Here is a 17,795-nt window from a genome sequence, read left to right on the forward strand (position 1 = left end):
CCGACCAACCCGTCAGACCTCTTCGACGCTGCTCGGCTCGCGCCGGGACAGGTCGATACCGAGCTCCTCCGCCGCGCGGAAGACGTCCTCGTCCGTGTCGCGCATCTCGATGGACATGCCGTCCGAGGACAGCACCTCCACGTTGAGGCAGAGCGACTGCATTTCCTTGATGAGCACCTTGAAGGACTCTGGGATGCCGGGCTCGGGGATGTTCTCGCCCTTGACGATGGCCTCGTAGACCTTCACGCGGCCGGTCACGTCGTCGGACTTGATCGTCAGGAGCTCCTGGAGGGCGTATGCGGCGCCGTATGCCTCAAGAGCCCACACCTCCATCTCACCGAATCGCTGACCACCGAACTGAGCCTTACCACCCAGCGGCTGCTGGGTGATCATGGAGTACGGACCCGTCGAACGAGCGTGCAGCTTGTCGTCGACGAGGTGGTGCAGCTTGAGGATGTACATGTAGCCGACCGAGACCGGGTCCGGGAACGGCTCGCCGGAGCGGCCGTCGAACAGCTTGGCCTTGCCGGAGGGCTGCACCAGGCGGTCGCCGTCGCGGTTCGGGATCGTGGCCTCGAAGAGACCGGAGATCTCGTCCTCGCGCGCACCGTCGAAGACGGGGGTGGCGACGTTGGTGCCGGGGGCGACCTGGTCGGCGCCGATGGCCTGCAGGCGCTTGGCCCACTCGTCACCGAGGCCGGAGACGTCCCAGCCGCGGCTGGCGAGCCAGCCGAGGTGGATCTCCAGGACCTGTCCCGGGTTCATTCGGGACGGGACACCCAGCGGGTTGAGGATGATGTCGACCGGGGTGCCGTCCTCCAGGAACGGCATGTCCTCGATCGGCAGGATCTTCGAGATGACGCCCTTGTTGCCGTGACGGCCGGCGAGCTTGTCACCGTCGGTGATCTTGCGCTTCTGCGCGACGTAGACGCGGACCAGCTGGTTCACGCCCGGCGGCAGCTCGTCGCCCTCTTCGCGGTCGAAGACGCGGACGCCGATGACCTTGCCGATCTCACCGTGCGGCACCTTCAGCGAGGTGTCGCGCACCTCGCGCGCCTTCTCACCGAAGATCGCGCGGAGCAGGCGCTCCTCGGGGGTCAGCTCGGTCTCACCCTTGGGCGTGACCTTGCCGACGAGGATGTCACCGGCGACGACCTCGGCACCGATACGGATGATGCCGCGCTCGTCGAGGTCGGCGAGGACCTCCTCGGAGACGTTCGGGATGTCCCGGGTGATCTCCTCCGGGCCGAGCTTGGTGTCACGGGCGTCGACCTCGTGCTCCTCGATGTGGATCGAGGAGAGGACGTCGTCCTGCACGAGGCGCTGCGACAGGATGATCGCGTCCTCGTAGTTGTGACCCTCCCACGGCATGAACGCCACGAGCAGGTTCTTGCCAAGGGCCATCTCACCGTTCTCGGTGGCCGGACCGTCGGCGAGGACCTGGTCGGCGACGACCCGGTCGCCCTCGGAGACGACAACCTTCTGGTTGACCGAGGTGCCCTGGTTGGAGCGCATGAACTTGGCGATGCGGTACGTGGTGTACGTGCCGTCGTCGTTGGTCACGGTGATGTAGTCCGCGGAGACCTCCTGGACCACACCGTCCTTCTCGGCCTTGAGCACGTCGCCTGCGTCGGTGGCGCAGCGGTACTCCATGCCGGTGCCGACGAGCGGGGCCTCCGACTTAATCAGCGGCACCGCCTGACGCATCATGTTCGCGCCCATGAGGGCACGGTTGGCGTCGTCGTGCTCCAGGAAGGGGATCATCGCGGTCGCGACGGACACCATCTGGCGCGGCGAGACGTCCATGTAGTCGACGTCCGTGCCGGGCACGTAGTCGACCTCGCCGCCACGGCGGCGGACCAGCACGCGGTTCTCGACGAAGCGGAGCTCGTCGCTCAGCGGCGCGTTGGCCTGCGCGATGACGAAGCGGTCCTCCTCGTCGGCGGTCAGGTAGTCGACCTCGTCGGTGACCTGGCCTTCGACGACCTTGCGGTACGGCGTCTCGATGAAACCGAACGCGTTGATCCGGCCGTAGGAGGCCAGCGAGCCGATCAGACCGATGTTCGGGCCTTCGGGCGTCTCGATCGGGCACATGCGGCCGTAGTGCGAGGGGTGCACGTCACGGACTTCGAAGCCGGCCCGCTCACGGGAGAGACCACCCGGGCCCAGCGCGTTGAGACGACGCTTGTGCGTCAGGCCCGACAGCGGGTTGTTCTGGTCCATGAACTGGGACAGCTGGCTGGTGCCGAAGAACTCCTTGATGGAGGCGACGACCGGCCGGATGTTGATCAGGGTCTGCGGCGTGATCGCCTCGACGTCCTGGGTGGTCATGCGCTCGCGCACGACGCGCTCCATACGGGCGAGACCTGTACGGACCTGGTTCTGGATGAGCTCGCCGACGTTACGGATACGACGGTTGCCGAAGTGGTCGATGTCGTCGGTCTCGACCATGATCGAGCGACCGGACTCGCCGACCGTCTCGGTCTCACCGGCGTGCAGCTTGACCAGGTACTTGATCGTCGCGATGACGTCGTCGCTGGTGAGCACGCCAGCGTCGAGCGGCTCGTCGGCGCCGAGCTTCTTGTTCACCTTGTAGCGGCCGACCTTCGCGAGGTCGTAGCGCTTCGGGTTGAAGTAGAGGTTCTCGAGCAGCGTCTGAGCGGCCTCACGGGTGGGCGGCTCACCCGGACGCAGCTTGCGGTAGATGTCGAGCAGCGCGTCGTCCTGGCCCTGGGTGTGGTCCTTCTCCAGGGTGGCGCGCATGGACTCGTACTCGCCGAACTCCTCCAGGATCTGCTCGGTCGTCCAGCCGAGAGCCTTCAGGAGAACGGTGACGGACTGCTTGCGCTTGCGGTCGATTCGGACACCGACCATGTCGCGCTTGTCGATCTCCATCTCCAGCCAGGCACCCCGGGACGGGATGATCTTGGCGGAGAAGATGTCCTTGTCGGACGTCTTGTCGATGGAGGAGTCGAAGTAGACACCCGGCGAACGGACCAGCTGCGACACGACGACACGCTCGGTGCCGTTGATGACGAAGGTGCCCTTGTTGGTCATGAGCGGGAAGTCGCCCATGAAGACCGTCTGGGACTTGATCTCGCCGGTCTCGTTGTTGGTGAACTCGGCAGTGACGAAGAGCGGGGCGGCGAACGTGAAGTCGCGCTCCTTGCACTCGTCGATCGAGTTCTTCGGGGGCTCGAAGCGGTGGTCGCGGAAAGTCAGCGACATCGACCCGGAGAAGTCCTCGATCGGCGAGATCTCCTCGAAGATCTCTTCCAGGCCGGACTTGGTCGGGACGTTCTGCCCACTGTCCAGAGCGGCCTCGACGCGAGCCTTCCATGCGGCATTGCCGAGGAGCCAGTCAAAGCTCTCGGTCTGCAGCGCGAGGAGGTTCGGAACCTCGAGGGGCTCCTTGATCTTTGCAAAGGAGATGCGCAGCGGGGCGGTGCTGGCACCGTTGTTCGTATTCGCGGTCGAGGCGTTGCGCGAGGCGGCCAAGAGGGGGTCCTTCCGAGGGCTCGGACTCACTACGCGCGTACCGGTCCCAAGCCGGACACGGTGACAGTCGGTTCCTGATTCGACCGAATAAGGCCAGGTCAGAGACGATCAGTCATCGGTGCTCAAGCGAGGGCATGCCCCTGGTGACGGGCAGGAGGCAGCTAACAGGCAGCGCAAAGGGTCAGTGTAGCCAAACGGCACACTGATGTCCAGTCGGGGTTCTCAGAGACCCACGTTGCTCTCAACAGCTGTTCTCAACACCTATAGCTAGCCCTTGCGCGTGCTGCGCTCTTCTTTACTGCCCGCTTCGCCCACGATCCATGCCTCGGATTCGGATCGATGTGACGACGCGTCCTGAGAATTGCGCGCCGCGTGCGGTTCGTCAAGGCCCCCCTGCGGGGGCAACGCCCCGAGGTCCGCACCCGACCGCCTCCCGGCGCCGGTCGGCCGCTCCGGAGAGGCAACGGCGAAGATCACCATACTCGTCGCCGCCGGAAGAGCAAGGCAGCCGCCTCGGGTACGCCGAAGGGCGACCACCCGGATGGGTGATCGCCCTTCGTGTGATGACGTCCGTGCCGTACGGCAGGAGGCGTCAGAAGGAGTCAGCAGACTCCCTGAGTCACTTGACCTCGACGGAAGCGCCGGCGGCCTTGAGGGACTCGGCAGCCTTCTCGGCGGCCTCCTTGGCGACCTTCTCGAGGACCGGCTTCGGGGTGCCGTCGACGAGGTCCTTGGCCTCCTTCAGACCCAGCGAGGTCAGCTCACGCACGACCTTGATGACCTGGATCTTCTTCTCGCCGGCGCCGGTGAGGATGACGTCGAACTCGTCCTTCTCCTCGACGGCCTCGGCAACGACGCCCGGGCCGGCCGGACCGGCGACGGCGACGGCCGCGGCGGCGGTGACGTCGAACTTCTCCTCGAAGGCCTTCACGAACTCGGAGAGCTCGATGAGGGTCATCTCTTCGAACTGCGCGAGCAGGTCGTCCTGGGACAGCTTCGCCATGATGGCGTCCTTCCACTAATTCGGCAGGTGCCGGATGTACATGTAGGCGGGCGTACGTTCGGCCCGCTGCGACCGTCTCCCTAGTGGGCGACGATCATTGCGCGAGCCGAGTTACTCGGCACCGCCCTGCTCTTCGAGCTTGACGCGAAGCGCCTCCGCGGTGCGGACGAACTTCGACGGCAGCGCCTGGAAGAGCGAAGCAGCCTGAGACTGCTTGCCCTTGAAGGCACCGGCCAGCTTGCTGAGCAGAACCTCGCGGGACTCGAGGTCCGCAAGCTTCTTGATCTCATCGGCGGACAGCGCCTTGCCATCAAGGACACCGCCCTTGATGATCAGGTTCGGGTTCTCCTTGGCGAAGTCACGAAGACCCTTCGCCGACTCCACCGGGTCACCGGTGATGAAGGCAACCGCCGTCGGACCAGTGAACTGGTCGTCCAGCGACGTGATCCCGGCCTCGTTGGCCGCAATCTTGGTCAGCGTGTTCTTCACCACGGCGTACTGGGCGTTCTCACCGAGCGAACGACGCAGCGTCTTGAGCTGCGCCACGGTGAGACCCCGGTACTCGGTCAGCACAGCGGCGTTCGAGCTGCGGAACTGGTCCGCGAGCTCGGCTACCGCGGCAGCCTTGTCGGGCCTTGCCATGAGCGTCGGCCTCCTTCCGGGTGATGAGGACCGCTCAGAAGGGGCCGGGAAAGACGAAACGCCCCGGCGCAGGCGCCAGGGCGTAGCTCGACCGAACAAATCCGGGAGCTTTCCACAGTCACCTGCGCAGGTCGCCCGTACTCAACGGATCCTTCGGTCGCTGTCCACTCTTGCGAGAGCACAGCAACGACCAGCGGTCTTTGGCTTCTGTAGGAGAGTACGCGACCGGAGTCGCGCCGAGCAAATCCGTCCCGCCAGGAGCGGCGCGGGAGGTTCAGGACGCGCCCGAACCCGCCCCCTGCTGCTGCTTGAGGAGCTCGGCGAAGTCCACCGTGTCTGCGGCCGGCGGCTGCTCGACGGAGACCTTCGTCCCGTAATCGCTGTAGTACACCGTGGAGTTGAGCTCGCCGGTCTTCATCTGGCCGCGCTCGCTCTTCTTGACCAGCAGGTCGTTGTCGTCGACCCAGATGTCGACCGTCTCCGTGGTGATGCCGGCGTCGCTCAGCTGCTTCTTCAGCTGCTCCAGCTGGTCGGCGTCGAGCTCGGAGTTCTTCGCGGTCAGGGCCGCGACGTCGACGGTCCCGGAGTAGTGCGTGGTGGAGACGCCTCGGACGTCCTCCTTGCCGACCTTCTTCACGTCCCCGGAGGCCAGCAGCGACTTCACGCCCTGGTCGGGGGTGGTGTTCTGCATCTGCTGCTTCATCGCCTCGCCGGAGGCTCCCGCCATCTTGGCGAGGTCGGCGTAGCCGTAGTGGATCCAGTGCTTGCCGCCGGTCTGCTTCGCGAAACCGTCGCCCATGTTGACGACGTAGCCGTCCTTGAAATAGCGGGCCTGCATCGTGCCGGTGCCACCGGACTGCTTCATGGCGTCCGCCATGCTGCCGCCGGTGTACGTGATCTCCATGGCGCCGGTGAGACCGTCGCTCCAGTCGATGGAGCCGCTCTGCTCCATGGACATCGTGGTGCCCATCTGCGTGGTGCCCTCGACCTTCGCCGAGCTCTCCCCACCGGTCTTCTTCTCCACGGCGCGCAGCGCGGCTATCGGGTCGGCCTTGACGACGCCGCTGCCCTGCTTGTCGGTCTTGCCGCTGTCCGATCCGCTGCAGGCCGCGACCGACGTCAGCGCCGCTGCCGCTGCCACCGACAGACACACGCGTCGCACGGTACTGGTCCTCATGTCAGCTTCCACCCCTCGTTCGGCTCTGTCGGGGCCTCACGCTAACGCACAGGTCCGACACAGCCTCCGGCAATACGGATACAAGGACGGGCCCCGCACCTCGAAAGGTTGCGGGGCCCGTCAATGTCACACGTGACGCGGCTTGCTGCCGAGCGCTGGGGCTCAGACGGCGGCCGGGTCCTCCTCGACGAGGAGGTTACGGGTGCGGTTGGCGTCCAGCGGGATGCCGGGGCCCATCGTGGTGGCCAGGGTGGCCTTCTTGATGTAGCGGCCCTTGGCGGCGGACGGCTTCAGACGGAGGATCTCCTCCAGCGCCGCTGCGTAGTTCTCCACCAGCTTGGTGTCGTCGAACGAGACCTTGCCGATGATGAAGTGCAGGTTCGAGTGCTTGTCGACGCGGAACTCGATCTTGCCGCCCTTGATGTCGTTGACAGCCTTCGCGACATCAGGGGTGACGGTGCCGGTCTTCGGGTTGGGCATCAGACCACGCGGACCGAGCACCCGGCCGAGGCGGCCGACCTTGCCCATGAGGTCCGGGGTGGCGACGACGGCGTCGAAGTCCAGACGGCCCTTCGCCACCTCGTCGATGAGCTCGTCGGCGCCGACGATGTCGGCGCCCGCGGCTTCCGCGGCCGCAGCACGGTCACCGGTCGCGAAGACCAGGACCCGGGCGGTCTTGCCGGTGCCGTGCGGGAGGTTCACGGTGCCACGGACCATCTGGTCGGCCTTGCGCGGGTCGACACCCAGGCAGAACGCGACCTCGACGGTGCCGTCGAACTTGGTGGAGGCGGTGTCCTTGGCGAGACGGACGGCCTCGAGCGGCGCGTAGTTGCGCGACCGGTCGACCTTGGCGTCCGCAGCGCGGAGGTTCTTGCTGCGCTTCACTTCTACTCCTGTTGGTTTCAGGGTGTGGAGTCGTGGTGCGGGCCAGCGCTTGGCCCTACCACTGGGGATGTGAGGGGCTGAATCAGCCTTCGACCGTGATGCCCATGGAACGGGCGGTGCCAGCGATGATCTTCGACGCGGCGTCGAGGTCGTTGGCGTTCAGGTCGGGGAGCTTCGTCGTGGCGATCTCACGGACCTGGGCAGCCGTCAGCTTGGCGACCTTGGTCTTGTGCGGCTCGCCGGAGCCCTTCTCCACGCCCGCAGCCTTGAGGATCAGCTTCGCGGCCGGCGGAGTCTTGGTCACGAAGGTGAAGGAACGGTCCTCGTAGACCGTGATCTCCACCGGCACGACCATGCCACGCTGCGACTCGGTCGCGGCGTTGTAGGCCTTGCAGAATTCCATGATGTTGACGCCGTGCTGGCCGAGCGCGGGGCCGACCGGCGGAGCCGGGTTGGCCGCACCAGCGTTGATCTGGAGCTTGATAAGCCCCGTGACCTTCTTCTTCTTGGGAGGCATTGCTCTCTCCGGGTCCTAGTGAGAGTGTTTCGCCGCCTTCCGGATCATCCGGATGGAGGCATACCGCACAACGATAACGGGTATAGCTGCGCGACCAAAAACCGAGCAGGTCAGACGGGCTTCTCAGCCGATCTGACCTGCTCGGTAGGCATGTGTCCAGAAACTGGCGGGAAGCCGCTAGTTCTTCTGGATCTGGTCGAAGCTGAGCTCGACCGGGGTCTCGCGGCCGAAGATCTCGACGAGGCCCTTGACCTTCTTCGAGTCGGCGTTGATCTCGTTGATCGTGGCCTGCAGCGTCGCGAACGGGCCGTCGGTGACGGTGACCGAGTCGCCGACCTCGAAGTCGAGCACCTGGACCTCGACCTTGCGGGCCGGAGCCGGCTTGCCCTCGGCCTCGGCGGCCTCGCGGGCGGCCTTCTCCTCGGCCTCCGGGGCGAGCATCTTGACGATCTCGTCCAGGGTCAGCGGGTACGGGTCGTAGGCGTTGCCCACGAAGCCGGTGACGCCGGGGGTGTTGCGGACGACGCCCCAGGACTCGTTCGTCAGGTCCATGCGCACCAGGACGTAACCCGGGAGCTTGTTCTGGCGGACGTTCTTGCGCTCGCCGTTCTTGATCTGGACGATCTCTTCCTCGGGCACTTCGGCCTGGTAGATGAAGTCCTCGACGTTGAGCGAGACGGCGCGCTGCTCCAGGTTGGCCTTCACGCGCTTCTCGTAACCGGCGTACGTGTGGATGACGTACCACTCGCCGGGAAGGCCGCGCAGCTCGTCGCGCAGGGCGGTGACGGCGTCGACGGGCTCGGCCGGCTCGGCCTCTTCCTCGTCGTCCTCGTCGCTCTCGGATTCGGCGTCGGCCTCCGCGGCCTCTTCCTCGTCCTCTTCGTCCTCGACGTGCACGGCGGCCTGCTCGGCGGGCTCACCTGCGGCGGCGTCGGCAGCTTCGGCCTGGTCCGGCTCCTCGGCGTCCGCCGCCTCGACGATGTCGAGCTCGTCCTCGGCGGACTCGAAGGCGCCCGCCGTCGGCTCGTCGGCGTCGTTCAGGTTCGGGTCAGACACGGTGGCTGCTTCTTCCTGGTTACAAATGGGTGGAACATGCGAAAGGGGCGCCCATGAGGCGCCCTCCGCGGGATCAGCCGAAGACGTACTTGATGACCCGCTGGAATCCGAAGTCAATCACGGTAACCAGACCGATCATGACGACGACGAAGACAATCACCACACTGGTGTATGTCGTCAGCTGGCTGCGAGTCGGCCAGACGACCTTGCGCAGTTCGGCGACGATCTGGCGGTAGAACAGCGCGAGGCGGCCCAGAGGGCCCTTCTTTCCGCGCTTGCCGCCCTTCCGGGTCTTCTTCCTCGACTCGGGTACTTCATCCTCGGCATCAGGCATGTCGATGGAGCCCACGGCGTCCGTCACGCTTCTCACCTGATTCCGGGTCATGGCCGTGCCGCGCCCGGTGGAGCCGCACGGCGGTGCATAGAAGTACGTACACGCGCACACATCCTGGCGAAGGAGTGTGTAGCAGGGCCGGAGGGACTTGAACCCCCAACCGCTGGTTTTGGAGACCAGTGCTCTACCAATTGAGCTACGACCCTTTGTGGTTTCCACCAACCTACCGCATCTCCCTGGATGGTCCAGGTGCAGGAACGGTGCGGCTGGTGAAGGCCAACGACAGGTGAGTGTACGTGTTCAGCGGCCCGGCGTCGAACAGATAGCTCCCGACTGCTCCTGATCGCATGTTGTCCGCATGCTGTCCGAGTCGTGTCCGGTCCCTGAAACCGCTGTGCTGACTGGGATCACGGTCTGGAACCATGGGGAACATGAGCGCTGCAACTTCCCCCTCCGAGCGCCGGGTCTCCGCCCGCATCGGTGCCATCTCCGAATCCGCCACCCTCGCCGTCGACGCCAAGGCCAAGGCCCTCAAGGCCGCCGGCCGTCCGGTGATCGGCTTCGGTGCCGGTGAGCCCGACTTCCCGACTCCCGGCTACATCGTCGAGGCCGCGGTCGAGGCCTGCCGCAACCCGAAGTACCACCGCTACACCCCGGCAGGAGGGCTCCCGGAGCTCAAGGCCGCCATCGCGGAGAAGACGCTGCGCGACTCCGGCTACGAGGTCGACGCCGCGCAGATCCTGGTGACCAACGGCGGCAAGCAGGCCATCTACGAGGCGTTCGCCGCGATCCTCGACCCGGGCGACGAGGTCATCGTCCCCGCCCCGTACTGGACCACCTACCCCGAGTCGATCCGGCTGGCCGGCGGTGTCCCGGTGGAGGTCGTGGCCGACGAGACCACCGGCTACCGGGTCTCCGTCGAGCAGCTGGAGGCGGCGCGCACCGAGCGCACGAAGGTCGTCCTGTTCGTCTCGCCCTCGAACCCGACCGGTGCCGTGTACAGCGAGGCCGACGCCGAGGCGATCGGCCGCTGGGCCGTCGAGCACGGCCTGTGGGTGCTGACCGACGAGATCTACGAGCACCTGGTCTACGGCGACGCGAAGTTCACCTCGCTGCCCGCGATCGTGCCCGAGCTGCGTGACAAGTGCATCGTGGTCAACGGCGTCGCCAAGACGTACGCGATGACCGGCTGGCGGGTGGGCTGGATCATCGGCCCGAAGGACGTGGTCAAGGCCGCGACCAACCTCCAGTCGCACGCCACGTCCAACGTCTCGAACGTGGCCCAGGTCGCCGCACTGGCCGCTGTCTCCGGGAACCTGGACGCGGTCGCCGAGATGCGTACCGCCTTCGACCGGCGCCGGCAGACCATCGTCCGGATGCTCAACGAGATCGACGGCGTGCTGTGCCCGGAGCCCGAGGGCGCGTTCTACGCGTACCCCTCGGTGAAGGAGCTGCTCGGCAAGGAGATCCGCGGCAAGCGCCCCGCCACCTCGGTCGAGCTGGCGGCGCTGATCCTGGACGAGGCCGAGGTCGCGGTCGTGCCGGGCGAGGCCTTCGGCACGCCGGGCTACCTGCGGCTGTCGTACGCGCTGGGCGACGAGGACCTCGTCGAGGGCGTGTCGCGGCTCCAGAAGCTGCTGGGCGAGGCCAAGGCGTAAAAGGCCTTTCGTCTGGATCAGGCCCCGCGAGCCCGGCGTGATCCAAACGAGAGGCCCTGGCAGTTGCCGAATTCAGTAAGCGGCCCCCGGCTCCCGCCGGGGGTCGTTTGCTTGTTCGAGGGGCAACCCGATGGGGAAAGCGGCTACCGCTGAACCCCTGCTGTGCGGCAGGATCTTGGGATGGAGCGTGATGTACGGCTGTTGCCCAAGGCCCACCTGCACCTGCATTTCACCGGGTCGATGCGGCCGACGACCCTGCTCGAACTCGCCGACAAGTACGGCGTGCGTCTGCCGGACGCCCTGACCAGTGGCGAGCCGCCCAGTCTGCGGGCCACGGACGAGCGCGGATGGTTCCGCTTCCAGCGGCTCTACGACATCGCCCGGTCCTGCCTCAGGGCCCCCGAGGACATTCAGCGGCTGGTCCGCGAGACGGCCCAGGAGGACGTCGCGGACGGCTCCGGCTGGCTGGAGATCCAGGTCGACCCCACCTCGTACGCGCCGCTGCTCGGCGGGCTCATCCCTGCGATCGAGATCATCCTGGACGCGGTGGACAGCGCGTCGCGCGAGACGGGGCTGCCGATTCGGGTGGTGATCGCGGCGAACCGGATGAAGCATCCGCTGGACGCCCGGACGCTCGCCCGGCTCGCGGTGCGGTACGTGGACCGGGGCGTGGTCGGATTCGGGCTCTCCAACGACGAGCGCCGCGGGATGGCCCGGGACTTCGACCGGGCCTTCGCCATCGCCCGCGAGGGCGGCCTGCTGGCGGCGCCGCACGGCGGTGAGCTGTCAGGCCCCTCCAGCGTGCGGGACTGCCTGGACGATCTCGACGCGGCCCGGATCGGGCACGGCGTACGGGCCGCCGAGGACCCGCGGCTGCTGCGCACGCTGGCCGAGCGCCAGGTGACCTGCGAGGTCTGCCCGGCGTCCAACGTGGCGCTGGGCGTGTACGAGAAGCCCGCCGACGTACCCCTGCGCAAACTGTTCGAGGCCGGGGTGCCGATGGCGCTGGGCGCGGACGATCCGCTGCTCTTCGGTTCGCGGCTGGCCGCGCAGTACGACCTCGTGCGGAGCCATCACGCCTTCACGGACGAGGAGCTGGCCGAACTGGCACGGCAGTCGGTACGGGGCTCCGCCGCGCCGGCCCCGGTGCGGGCCCAGCTCCTGGCGGGCGTCGACGACTGGCTGGCGAAGCCCGCGGGCTAGCGCGGGGCGGGTCCGGGTCAGGGTCTGTCCGGCGGATCAGGGTGGGACAGGGCGCGGCGTCCGGTGCGGTGCAACGCAAGGCGCCGGAGCATCCTCATGGCGGAGCTTCGGGGAGCTTTCGGCAACGCCGCGAGGTGCCGTGCCAGGCACCGCGACCCCGGCCATGATCCGCCGAACAGGCCCTACGCCCCGATGCCCCGCGTCAGCGTCCGCGCCATTGAGGCGGCGAACTCGTCGAGGGGCTGCGGCGGCTCTCCGTCCGCCGTGGCCTCGTAGGCGAAGGCCCGCTGGGCGCAGGCTCCCAGCAGCAGCGACGCGGCCGCGTAGGTGTCCGCGTCGGCCCGGACCCGGCCGGCGGCCTGCTCGGAGCGCAGATAGGCGTCCAGGCCCCTGATGGGCATGTGCGGGCCGGTGCCGAGCTCCCGCATCGCGTCGTCGTGGCGCGCCTTGAGCCTGGGCTCGGCGTACAGCGAGGCGGCGATCGGGAAGACCTGCTTGTAGAAGAGCGCGGCCCGGCGGGCGATCTCGGTGAGGTTCTGCTCGACGGTCCGCTCCTCCGGGCCCGAGGTCGCGGCGAGCTGCTTCAGCAGCGGGTCGATCCTGGGCAGCCGTTCCTTGAGCACGGTGACGAACAGCTCTTCCTTGCTCGCGAAGTGCTTGTAGAGCGCGGCCTCGGAGCAGCCCGCGGCTCTGGCGATCTCCTTGGTGGTGGCACGGGCCAGGCCGATGGTGAGCATCAGCTGATGGGCGGCGTCGATGATGCGGACGCGGGCCGGCTTCTGCTCCATGCGCACTCCAACGAAGCTTGACGTGGTGGTGAGTATCCACTCACTCTATTGGTGAGTGAATACTTACCCACCCTGGGAGGGTGCGCAATGAGGATCACGGTGTTCGGCGCCACGGGCGGCGTCGGTCAGGAGATCGTCCGCCAGGCGCTGGCGGTGGGCCACGAGGTGACAGTGGTGATCCGTGACCCGGCGCGGCTGCCCGTCCCGCTCTCCGAAGTGCAGGTGCACACGGTCGCGCACATGGACGAGCCGGAGGCGCTGCGCGAGGCGGTCTCGGGCCGGGACGCGGTGCTCTCCGCGCTCGGCTCGCGCGGCCGGAAGGCGGACGGGGTCGCCGAGCGGCTCACCGGATCGGTGCTGGCGGCGATGGAGGCGGAGGGGGTGCGGCGGCTGCTGGTGGTCAGCGCGACCCCGGTCGGCCCGCGGCCGGCCGACGACCCGCTCCTGGACCGGCTGGTCCGCAAGGCGGTCGGGGCGGTCCTCAAGGAGGTCTACGCCGACCTGACGCTGATGGAGGCCGCGCTGGCCCGCAGCGCGACGGACTGGACGTCCGTACGGCCGCCGAAGCTCACCAACGGGCCGCTGACGGGAAAGTACCGGACCTCCGTCGGCAGCACTCCGCGCAGCGGCCGGACCATCGCGCGGGCCGATGTGGCCCACGCGATGCTGGCGCTGATCGACGACCCGGCGTCGGTGAAGCAGGGTGTGGGCGTGGCGTACTGAGCGGGGCGGGACCTGCCCGTCCTACAGGCTCACGCCGACCGTCACCGGTTCGTTGACGAGCGTGACGCCGAACGCCTCGCGGACCCCGGCGACGACCTCGCGGGCGAGTGCGACGAGGTCCTCGGTGGTCGCCTCGCCGCGGTTGGTGAGGGCGAGGCTGTGCTTGGTGGAGATACGGGCCGGTCCCGTGCCGTACCCCTTGGTGAATCCGGCCTTGTCGATGAGCCAGGCCGCGGAGGTCTTGACGCGTCCCCCGTCCGCGGGGAAGGCGGGGGGCGTCGTCTCCGGGCCGAGCCGGTCCCTGGCGCGGGCGAGGAACGCCTCGTACTCCGCCTCCTCCAGGATCGGGTTGGTGAAGAACGAGCCGGCCGACCAGGTGTCGTGGTCCTCCGGGTCCAGCACCATGCCCTTGCCGGCGCGGAGCCCCAGCACGGTTTCGCGGGCGGCCGCCGCGGGCACTCGCTCGCCCTGTTCCACGCCCATGGCGCGGGCCGTCTCGGCGTACCTCAGCGGCGCGGACAGACCGCCCGCGTCCTCCAGCTCGAAGCGGACGCGCAGCACCACGAAACGGTCGGGTTCGGCCTTGAAGCGACTGTGCCGGTACGAGAACGCGCACTCGGCGTTCGGGATGGTGACCGTTTCCTCGGTGCGCCGGTCGTAGGCGACAACCTCCGTGATGGTGGAGGAGACCTCCTGACCGTACGCGCCGACGTTCTGGATCGGCGTCGCACCGGCGGAGCCCGGGATTCCGGCCAGGCACTCGATACCCGCGAGGCCGGCCTCGACGGTACGGGCCACGGCGTCCGTCCAGATCTCGCCGGCGGCGAGCTCCAGCGTCGTGCCGTCCAGTGCGAAGCCCTTGGTCGCGAGGCGCAGGGCGGTGCCGTCGAAACCCTTGTCGCCGATGACCAGGTTGCTGCCGCCGCCGATGACGAGGAGCGGGGTTCCGCTCCCGTCCGCCTCGCGCACGGCTTCGATCACCTCGGCGTCGGTCGTCGCCGTGAGGAGGCGGGCGGCGGGGCCGCCCAGCCGGAAGGTGGTCAGGGGGGCGAGGGGGGCGTCATGGAGTTCCTGCACGGGGACAAGGGTACGGTCCGTGCCCGCGCCGCTCGGGCGGGGCACGGCCCGGCCTCGCCGCAGAGCCCCGACCGGACCCGGCGCCCGGCCGGGAAGCCGGGCGCAACCTGCCCACCGGCAAGGATGAGGGGCCCGGCCCCGTGGACCGCGCCCCTCATGCCTGCCGCGCGGTACGGCCTCAGCCGAGCCGCACCACGGCGCGGGACATGCCCAGCACCTTCTTGCCCTCGTTCATGGCCGTCAGGTCCACCCGCACCTGCTTGTCGTCCAGCAGGGCGGCCACCTTGGCGCTGACCTCGATCAGGGCGCCGCCCTCGTCGTTCGGCACGACGACCGGCTTGGTGAACCGCACCCCGTACTCGACGACCGCTCCCGGGTCGCCGACCCAGTCCGTGACCACCCGGATCGCCTCGGCCATGGTGAACATGCCGTGCGCGATCACATCCGGCAGCCCGACCTCGCGGGCGAACTTCTCGTTCCAGTGGATCGGGTTGAAGTCGCCGGAAGCGCCCGCGTACTGCACCAGCGTCGCCCGGGTCACCGGGAAGGACTGCGCCGGCAGCTCCGTACCGACCTCGACCGACTCGTATGCGATCTTCGCCGTCATCACGCCTCCTCGGCGGCGCGCGCCACCAGCTTCGTCCACGCGGTCACGACGTGCTCACCGGACTCGTCGTGGACCTCGCCACGGACGTCCAGGATGTCGTTGCCCGCCAGGGACTTGATGGCCTCGATCGTCGAGGTGACCGTCAGCCGGTCCCCCGCCCGTACGGGACGCGCATAGGCGAACTTCTGGTCGCCGTGCACCACCCGGCTGTAGTCCAGGCCCAGCTGCGGGTCGTGGATCACCTGCCCGGCCGCCTTGAACGTGATGGAGAAGACGAACGTCGGCGGCGCGATCACATCGCTGTGGCCGAGGGCCTTGGCGGCCTCGGGATCGACGTACGCCGGATTCGCGTCTCCCACCGCCTCGGCGAACTCGCGGATCTTCTCCCGGCCGACCTCGTACGGCGGGGTGGGCGGATAGGTCCGCCCCACGAAGGACTGGTCGAGCGCCATGGGCTCGCTACCTCCTGATGAAAGATGAACAGGCCGAAGAAATGATGAACAGGCCGAAGGGCAGCCTTCATACAACGACACGAGGCCGCCCCCAATGGGGACGGCCTCGTGTACGAGCCTGTTTCAGCGCGTTTCGCGGTGCGCAGTGTGCGAGTTGCAGCGCGGGCAGTGCTTCTTCATCTCAAGACGGTCCGGGTTGTTACGCCGGTTCTTCTTGGTGATGTAGTTCCGCTCCTTGCACTCCACGCAGGCCAGCGTGATCTTCGGGCGGACGTCGGTGGCAGCCACGTGAGTGCTCCTTGGACGGACGGATGGACGGATGAACGCAAAAAAGAGTAGCCGATCGAAGGACCGACCCCACAATCGGCTACCGTAAGTAGCGGTGACCGGACTTGAACCGGTGACACAGCGATTATGAGCCGCTTGCTCTACCGACTGAGCTACACCGCTTTGATGAATGAGTCCCCCCGCCGAAGCGGGGTTTCCCGATCACCAGAGCCCCAATGCGGAATCGAACCGCAGACCTTCTCCTTACCATGGAGACGCTCTACCGACTGAGCTATTGGGGCGAGCGATGAAGACATTACACGGTCTCTCGCCGATCGCCCAAATCCGTTTCGGGCCCCCCTCCGGAACCCTTGATCGACGCCCCGCCGATCCCTCGGCCGACAGCCTCCAGAGCCGCCCTTCGGCCGCCTGAGCAGCGACTCGGCCGCCCCGCGCGGCACCGCCGTCACGGTCGTACGCGCACGCCCCACGCGCTCCCAGGGCCACACCGGTACGACTATTTCGCTCCTCCTCGAACCGGGCCGAACACGCCCCTAGGCTCGACTCACTCTGCGTGATCTTGCCCCCATTCCCAGGAGCGCGATGCCCGACAGCCAGCCGTGGCAGCCGGACGACCGGGCCGCCGACGCGGCCGATGCGACCGGCCGCCCCGACACCGCCGCCCCCGCCGGGTCAGGGCTGGTGCTCTGCGGCGCCCGGCTCACCGACGGCCGCGTCGTGGACGTGCGGCTCGGCGGCGGCCGCATCGAGGCCGTCGGCACGGCGGGCAGCCTGCCCGCACCTGGTCCGCGACTGGACCTGCGCGGCTACCTGCTGCTCCCCGCCCCCGTCGAACCCCACGCCCACAGCGACACCGCGCTCACCGCCGACGGCGCGGGCCCCGGCGTCCCGGGACCGGCGTCGCACCGCCCCGAGGACATCCGGCGCCGCGCCACCGAGGCCGCCCTGCTGCAGCTCGGCCACGGCGCCACGGCGCTGCGCTCGCACGTGCGCATCGGGGACGTTCAGGGCCTCGCCCCGCTCGAAGCCGTACTGCAGGCGCGCCGTTCGCTGCGCGGGCTGGCCGACCTGACCCCCGTCGCCGTGCCACGGCTGCTCACCGGCGTCGCGGGCGCCGGCAACCTGGCCATGCTGCGCGACGCGGTGAAGATGGGGGCCGGCGCGGTCGGCGGCTGTCCGGACCTCGATCCGGACCCGACGGGGTACGCGGAGGCGGTTCTGGAGGTCGCCGCCGAGCAGGGCTGCGCCGTCGACCTGCACACGGACGGCGACGATCCGGCCCGGCTCGGCCGGCTGGCCGCCATGGCCGGAGGGCTGCGGACCGGCGTCTCCCTCGGTCCGTGCGCGGGCCTCTCCCGGCTTCCCGCGCAGACCGCGGCCCGCGCCGCCGACCAGCTGGCCGCGGCCGGTGTGACGGTGGTCTGCCTCCCCCAGGGCGGCTGCTGCGGCATGGAGGGCCGGGGCACCGCCCCCGTACGGCTGCTGCGGGCGGCCGGCGTGCGGGTCACGGCGGGCAGCGGGGCGCTGCGGGATGTCGCGAACCCCGTGGGCCGCGGTGATCCGCTGGAGGCCGCCTATCTGCTGGCCTCGCAGCACGGGCTGCCGGCCGCGGAGGCGTACGAGACGGTGTCCTCGGCCGCCCGGACGGTGATGGGGCTGCCCGGGGTCAGGGTCGAGGCGGGCTTCCCGGCCGAGCTGCTCGCCGTGCGCGGGGAGCAGCTGGAGGGGGTGCTGTCGCTGGCCTACAGCCGGGTCGTGGTGCATCGCGGCCGGGTGGTGGCGCGGACGAGCGCGGTGCGCGAGTACTGCGACTCGGAGACCGTCGTCGCCCTAGGCCTGCCCCGCCAGGGGAGGCCGGATTCCGGTTCCTGCGGCGGGCCCTGAGCG

The 17,795-nt window shown here is 68.5% G+C and carries 17 protein-coding genes and 3 tRNA genes; 4 read left to right on the top strand and 16 right to left on the bottom strand.

What is annotated here, in order from left to right; translation table 11 throughout:
* Positions 1 to 12 precede the first annotated feature (12 nt).
* The 9 genes from rpoB to ACIRJP_RS09800 form a co-directional block, all read right to left on the bottom strand.
* Positions 13 to 3,498 carry a DNA-directed RNA polymerase subunit beta gene (gene rpoB, locus ACIRJP_RS09760; RefSeq protein WP_266730405.1) on the bottom strand — a complete coding sequence of 1,162 codons (3,486 nt, stop codon included), beginning with the start codon at positions 3,496 to 3,498 and terminating at the stop codon, positions 13 to 15.
* 619 nt (positions 3,499 to 4,117) lie between these two features.
* Positions 4,118 to 4,501, bottom strand: a complete 384-nt coding sequence (gene rplL / locus ACIRJP_RS09765) for a 50S ribosomal protein L7/L12 (RefSeq protein ID WP_404170517.1) — start codon at positions 4,499 to 4,501, stop codon at positions 4,118 to 4,120.
* A 111-nt stretch (positions 4,502 to 4,612) separates the two neighbouring features.
* Entirely contained in the window at positions 4,613 to 5,143 is a 531-nt protein-coding gene (gene rplJ, locus ACIRJP_RS09770) for a 50S ribosomal protein L10 (protein ID WP_093540771.1), read from the bottom strand.
* A 274-nt stretch (positions 5,144 to 5,417) separates the two neighbouring features.
* Positions 5,418 to 6,320 (bottom strand): hypothetical protein, encoded by a 903-nt coding sequence (locus ACIRJP_RS09775; protein WP_404170521.1) that lies wholly within the window; start codon positions 6,318 to 6,320, stop codon positions 5,418 to 5,420.
* Positions 6,321 to 6,482: 162 nt separating this feature from the next.
* Positions 6,483 to 7,205: a 50S ribosomal protein L1 gene (gene rplA, locus ACIRJP_RS09780; RefSeq protein ID WP_072485562.1), complete on the bottom strand. Its 723-nt coding sequence runs from the start codon at positions 7,203 to 7,205 to the stop codon at positions 6,483 to 6,485.
* Positions 7,206 to 7,287: 82 nt separating this feature from the next.
* On the bottom strand, positions 7,288 to 7,722 hold the full coding sequence (gene rplK / locus ACIRJP_RS09785) for a 50S ribosomal protein L11 (protein WP_006126872.1): 435 nt from the start codon (positions 7,720 to 7,722) through the stop codon (positions 7,288 to 7,290).
* Positions 7,723 to 7,899: 177 nt separating this feature from the next.
* The gene (nusG, locus tag ACIRJP_RS09790) at positions 7,900 to 8,778 is read right to left on the bottom strand and encodes a transcription termination/antitermination protein NusG (RefSeq protein ID WP_404170524.1); all 879 of its coding nucleotides are present in this window, start codon (positions 8,776 to 8,778) and stop codon (positions 7,900 to 7,902) included.
* A gap of 73 nt (positions 8,779 to 8,851) precedes the next feature.
* Entirely contained in the window at positions 8,852 to 9,139 is a 288-nt protein-coding gene (gene secE / locus ACIRJP_RS09795) for a preprotein translocase subunit SecE (RefSeq protein WP_266730408.1), read from the bottom strand.
* Positions 9,140 to 9,245: 106 nt separating this feature from the next.
* Positions 9,246 to 9,318, bottom strand: a tRNA-Trp gene (locus tag ACIRJP_RS09800).
* A gap of 225 nt (positions 9,319 to 9,543) precedes the next feature.
* Here ACIRJP_RS09800 and ACIRJP_RS09805 point away from each other — a divergent pair.
* Positions 9,544 to 10,770 carry a pyridoxal phosphate-dependent aminotransferase gene (locus ACIRJP_RS09805; RefSeq protein WP_404170527.1) on the top strand — a complete coding sequence of 409 codons (1,227 nt, stop codon included), beginning with the start codon at positions 9,544 to 9,546 and terminating at the stop codon, positions 10,768 to 10,770.
* 180 nt (positions 10,771 to 10,950) lie between these two features.
* Complete coding sequence (locus ACIRJP_RS09810; protein WP_404170530.1) at positions 10,951 to 11,973, top strand: adenosine deaminase; 1,023 nt, start codon at positions 10,951 to 10,953, stop codon at positions 11,971 to 11,973.
* Between the two features lie 182 nt (positions 11,974 to 12,155).
* On the opposite strand, the gene ACIRJP_RS09815 is transcribed toward ACIRJP_RS09810, so the two are convergent.
* Positions 12,156 to 12,761 (bottom strand): TetR/AcrR family transcriptional regulator, encoded by a 606-nt coding sequence (locus ACIRJP_RS09815; RefSeq protein WP_404170533.1) that lies wholly within the window; start codon positions 12,759 to 12,761, stop codon positions 12,156 to 12,158.
* Between the two features lie 87 nt (positions 12,762 to 12,848).
* On the opposite strand from ACIRJP_RS09815, the gene ACIRJP_RS09820 reads away from it, so the two are divergent.
* Positions 12,849 to 13,484 carry an NAD(P)-dependent oxidoreductase gene (locus tag ACIRJP_RS09820; RefSeq protein ID WP_404170536.1) on the top strand — a complete coding sequence of 212 codons (636 nt, stop codon included), beginning with the start codon at positions 12,849 to 12,851 and terminating at the stop codon, positions 13,482 to 13,484.
* Positions 13,485 to 13,505: 21 nt separating this feature from the next.
* Here the strand turns inward: ACIRJP_RS09820 and ACIRJP_RS09825 are convergent, their stop codons facing one another.
* The 6 genes from ACIRJP_RS09825 to ACIRJP_RS09850 all read right to left on the bottom strand — a co-directional run bounded on the left by ACIRJP_RS09825 (position 13,506) and on the right by ACIRJP_RS09850 (position 16,189).
* Positions 13,506 to 14,561 (bottom strand): UDP-N-acetylmuramate dehydrogenase, encoded by a 1,056-nt coding sequence (locus ACIRJP_RS09825; RefSeq protein ID WP_404170539.1) that lies wholly within the window; start codon positions 14,559 to 14,561, stop codon positions 13,506 to 13,508.
* Between the two features lie 178 nt (positions 14,562 to 14,739).
* A complete protein-coding gene (locus tag ACIRJP_RS09830; RefSeq protein WP_404170542.1) occupies positions 14,740 to 15,168 on the bottom strand; it encodes a MaoC family dehydratase in 429 nt (142 codons plus the stop codon).
* Positions 15,168 to 15,620, bottom strand: coding sequence for a MaoC family dehydratase N-terminal domain-containing protein (locus tag ACIRJP_RS09835; RefSeq protein ID WP_404170545.1), 453 nt, complete (start codon positions 15,618 to 15,620; stop codon positions 15,168 to 15,170). Before ACIRJP_RS09835 ends, ACIRJP_RS09830 begins: the two co-directional genes overlap by 1 nt.
* A 123-nt stretch (positions 15,621 to 15,743) precedes the next feature.
* Positions 15,744 to 15,908: a 50S ribosomal protein L33 gene (gene rpmG, locus ACIRJP_RS09840; protein ID WP_003956487.1), complete on the bottom strand. Its 165-nt coding sequence runs from the start codon at positions 15,906 to 15,908 to the stop codon at positions 15,744 to 15,746.
* Positions 15,909 to 15,997: 89 nt separating this feature from the next.
* A tRNA-Met gene (locus ACIRJP_RS09845) sits at positions 15,998 to 16,070 on the bottom strand.
* 46 nt (positions 16,071 to 16,116) lie between these two features.
* Positions 16,117 to 16,189 (bottom strand) — tRNA-Thr (locus tag ACIRJP_RS09850).
* A 301-nt stretch (positions 16,190 to 16,490) separates the two neighbouring features.
* Between ACIRJP_RS09850 and ACIRJP_RS09855 the strand changes: the two genes are divergently transcribed.
* Complete coding sequence (locus tag ACIRJP_RS09855; RefSeq protein WP_404170548.1) at positions 16,491 to 17,792, top strand: amidohydrolase family protein; 1,302 nt, start codon at positions 16,491 to 16,493, stop codon at positions 17,790 to 17,792.
* Positions 17,793 to 17,795: the final 3 nt, after the last annotated feature.

This window comes from Streptomyces sp. NPDC102437 (assembly GCF_044765565.1).
GTDB lineage: Bacteria > Actinomycetota > Actinomycetes > Streptomycetales > Streptomycetaceae > Streptomyces.